Genomic DNA, 3,949 nt, shown 5'->3' with positions numbered 1-3,949 from the left:
CAGCCCTTGATATTATGGCTTAACTGTCGGGCATTATCTCTTGTCGGCAGCGCCCATCGGCGACACCGGCGAACGCCATGCACACGCTCGGCCAGGCGCTCGGTTGGCATAATCGTCGCCCCTCTCGGGTGCCCGCCTTGTCCTGCTCGCCAGGTGCCATGGTCAGGGGCCGGTGGGAGCCGGAACGGGCTCTTGCGCAACGCGTGCAGGCGGCGTCCGCACTGCGTTGCCCTCGGGGAGCGCGGCGGCTGACGCGTCTGAAGAGTACGACTAAACGAGGAACTCGTTGCGATCCCGGCCTTGCGCCTCCAGGCTGGTCAACCAGTTGGGCGCCTTGCCGCGACCGGACCAGCTTTCTCCGTTGGTGCCCCGGTATTTGATGGCAACCGGCGTGCGTATCTTGACGACTGTCTCCGCTAAAGCACCGCCCATCTTGAAACCAAGGTCGGACGCCGTCAAGCCATGCTCGGCAATCAACTGTTTGGCACGTGCGACGGCATCCGCAAGCTCTGCCTGTCTGGCCTCTTCGATCTGCTTCTCCAGCAATGCACGCTGGGCAAGTAGTTCCTTGTAGGTTGCCATGGACTCCTCCTTGAAGAAAATCGTCCTTATACACCAAAAGAAAATAATTGCAACGAATCGAATCTCCACCACTCATTGGCATCCCGATTCGCCACCCAAAATCCGATAGCGGCCACCATGAAAGATCAGCGGCTCGCCCGCCTCGCCACGGGCAAAGCGTTGCACGCGACCGAGGAAAATGAGATGGTCGCCACCCGGATAATGGGCCTCGCTGCTGCATTCGAACCAGGCCGTGCAACCTTCGATCAGTGGCACGCCAGCCATACCCGGGACGGTTCGCACTCCGCCGAAGCGATTATCCTCGCGACTGGCAAAGCGATCGGAAACGACCACTTGATCAACCGCCAGGACATTGACCGCATAATGGCGAGCCTGGCGAAATGCCTCCAGACGAGGTGATTCGCAGGCGAGACTCCAGAGAATCAGCGGCGGTTGCAGCGAGACGGAGTTGAACGAACTGATGGTTACCCCGACCGGCTGGCCGTCCGGCGCCAGTGCGGTAAGTACGGTGACTCCGGTGGCAAAACTGCCCAAGGCATCACGAAAGTCGCGGCCGACCGGGTTTTCCTGGTGCGACGCAGCAGGTACTTGCGGGGCGACGAGCAACCGGCCAGGCACCGATACCGTGCTGTCCGCATTATCCGCGCTGTCTGGAGAGTCTAAGGGCGGACGCATCAGGCGTTTCGGATGCATTGTCCAAACATGCTAAGATTCACTGTCACAAGCCGGTTCATGATCGATGAGTCGTGCGATGCCACTCCTGCCCCCGACGTCTGCAAAAAACTCATCGCAAGCTTTTTACACCCTTTGGTCCAACCGTTCGACGGAATATTCCGCTCAATGCGGGAGCGCAATTATCGCTGCGCTGGCGACCCGTGTCGACACGATTCTCGTGCGATGCGTGACCGGCCGGTCGCCCGGGCGTGCCGCCAGCGGCCCCCCTTGCCAACCCGTCCCCGCCTGCATTCGTGCCAGCGCACTCAGACCTTGTAACGCGTGCCTGATCAGCCAGCCAGCCAACGGGACTTTGCCGGGCGGGTGGTCGCCTGGCAGCAGGTGAATGGCCGCCACGATCTGCCGTGGCAGCAGACGCGCGACCCCTATCGCATCTGGCTGGCCGAGATCATGCTGCAGCAAACGCAGGTGCAGACAGTGATTCCCTACTACGAGCGCTTCCTCGCCCGCTTTCCGACGCTGGAAGCGCTGGCCGAAGCACCGCTGGCGGACGTTCTCGAGCGGTGGTCGGGTCTCGGGTACTATGCAAGGGCGCGCCACCTGCACCGCTGCGCGAGCACGATGGTCGCCGGCCAGCACGACGGCTTCTCGGCCGATCCCGCAATCAACGCACAACTGCCCGGTATTGGGCGGTCCACCGCGGCAGCGATCAGCGTCTTCGCTTTCGGCCGGCGCGCTGCGATCCTCGACGGCAATGTCCGGCGGGTGCTGGCACGCTGCTTTGGCCTGACGAGTGGTGCCTCGCCGGCGCAGGATGAGCGGGCGCTGTGGGTACTGGCCGAATCACTCCTGCCCGAGCAAGCCATCGAAGCGTACACACAAGGCATGATGGATCTCGGAGCAACGGTGTGCACCCGCTGGCAGCCAGCTTGCCAGGCCTGCCCCCTGCAGGTCATCTGCGTCGCCCGGCAGCAGGGCCGGCAGACCGAGTTGCCGCAGCGCGCCGTGCCGAAGCCGGTACCGGAGCGGGCAGGCAAGCTACTGCTGTTGACCGATGGCCGGCAGGTGCTGCTCGAGCGTCGCCCCCCGAGCGGCATCTGGGGTGGTTTGCTGAGCCTGCCCGAAGTGGCCGCGGAGACCGCCGAGTCTTTCGCCCTGCGCCACGGTTGCCGCCTGAAGCAGACGCAGCAACTGCCGACGATCAGCCATCGCTTCACTCATTTCCGCCTGTCCATCGAAGTGCTGTGCGGCGAGGTCGAGGTCGTCGGCCGGCTGGCGGCCGACGCTGGCTGGCAGTGGCTGGCGTTGGCCGATGTCGCTGGCGCGGCGTTGCCCACGCCGATTCGCCGCCTGCTGCTGTCCTTGTCCACGACGGGCTGGTCCTTCACTGCCGGCGGGGCGGCGGCGGGCGCCGACGACCTAGGGTGAGCGACGGCGCAGCAGTTCTTCGAAATCTTCCACCGGCAACGGGCGACCGAACAGGAAGCCCTGGTATCCGTGGCAGCCGTGGCTGTCGAGAAAGCGATGCTGCTCCTCGCTTTCGACGCCCTCGGCGATGACCTTGAGGCCGAGGCTGCTTCCCATGGTGACGATGGTCTGCGCAATCACCGCGTCGCTCTGATTGTCCGGCAGCCGGCTGACGAAGGCACGGTCGATCTTGAGTTGATCCAGCGGCAGGCGCGTCAGGTAGGACAGTGAAGAATAGCCGGTGCCGAAGTCGTCCATAGCGAAGGTCACGCCAAGCAGCTTGATGGCATTCATTCGCTCGATCGTGTCGCTGACGTTGTCCAGCACCAGGCTCTCGGTGAGCTCGAGTTTCAAGTGTGCCGGATCGGCGCCGGTGGATTGCAGCAAGTCGCGCAACTGGTCGACAAAATCGGCTTGCCGGAATTGACGGGCGCTGACGTTGACCGCCACCTGCAGATCCCGTGTAATCGCTTCATGGGCCCAGGCCTCGAGCTGTCGGCAGGCGGTTTCGAGCACCCATTGGCCGATCGGCACGATCAGTCCGGTGTCCTCGGCCAGCGGAACGAAGCGGCCGGGCGACACCAGGCCATGCTCGGGATGCTGCCAGCGCAGCAGGACCTCGGCAGCGAAAACACGCCGCAACGAGTCCACCTGCGGCTGATAATGCAGGACAAACTGCCCATTCTGCAAAGCCAGATGCAGATCCTCCTCGAGTTGTCGCCGATCCGTGGCCGCCTGATTCATGCTCGCCGTGAAGAACTGCAGATTGTTGCGTCCCGCCGACTTGGCGTGATACATCGCGGCGTCGGCATTGCGCATCAGGATGTCCACCGTATCGCCATCGTCCGGGAAGACGGCAATCCCGATGCTCGAACTGGTATGCAGACCCTGCCCGTCGATATGATAGGGGTGCGCCAGTGACTTCAATATCTTGCCGGCCACCCGCTCGGCGGCAAGCGCTCCCACTCCGTTGAGCACGACGACGAACTCGTCACCTCCCAGGCGGGCGACGACATCGCTGGCGCGTACGCTGGCCGTCAGCCGCTGTGAAACTTCGAGCAGCAGCGCATCACCGACGTGATGGCCGAGGGTGTCGTTGATGTTCTTGAAGTGATCGAGGTCAAGGAACATCACGGCCAGCGAACCTTGCTCCCGCCGCGCCGAAGCCAGCGCCTGCTCGAGGCGGCCTTGCAGGTTCGAACGGTTGGGCAGATCGGTCAGGGTG

The 3,949-nt window shown here is 63.5% G+C and carries 4 protein-coding genes; 1 reads left to right on the top strand and 3 read right to left on the bottom strand.

All coding sequences use genetic code 11. From position 1 onward, the window contains the following. Positions 1–270: 270 nt before the first annotated feature. Positions 271–582 carry an H-NS histone family protein gene (locus tag JNK99_RS15400; RefSeq protein WP_291854620.1) on the bottom strand — a complete coding sequence of 104 codons (312 nt, stop codon included), beginning with the start codon at positions 580–582 and terminating at the stop codon, positions 271–273. Between the two features lie 72 nt (positions 583–654). Continuing rightward, entirely contained in the window at positions 655–1,257 is a 603-nt protein-coding gene (locus JNK99_RS15395) for a flavin reductase family protein (RefSeq protein WP_291854618.1), read from the bottom strand. A gap of 321 nt (positions 1,258–1,578) precedes the next feature. Here JNK99_RS15395 and mutY point away from each other — a divergent pair, with 321 nt between their 5' ends. Further along, entirely contained in the window at positions 1,579–2,685 is a 1,107-nt protein-coding gene (mutY, locus tag JNK99_RS15390) for an A/G-specific adenine glycosylase (protein WP_291854615.1), read from the top strand. Here the strand turns inward: mutY and JNK99_RS15385 are convergent. Next, positions 2,677–3,949 (bottom strand): EAL domain-containing protein (locus JNK99_RS15385; protein WP_291854612.1); only part of this gene is annotated, 1,273 nt, incomplete at its 5' end. The genes mutY and JNK99_RS15385 overlap by 9 nt on opposite strands.

Source organism: Accumulibacter sp., from assembly GCF_016789985.1.
Classification (GTDB): Bacteria; Pseudomonadota; Gammaproteobacteria; order Burkholderiales; family Rhodocyclaceae; genus Accumulibacter.
Note: the sequence above shows the minus strand (reverse complement) of the source record. Positions and strands in the feature narration are given on the sequence as shown.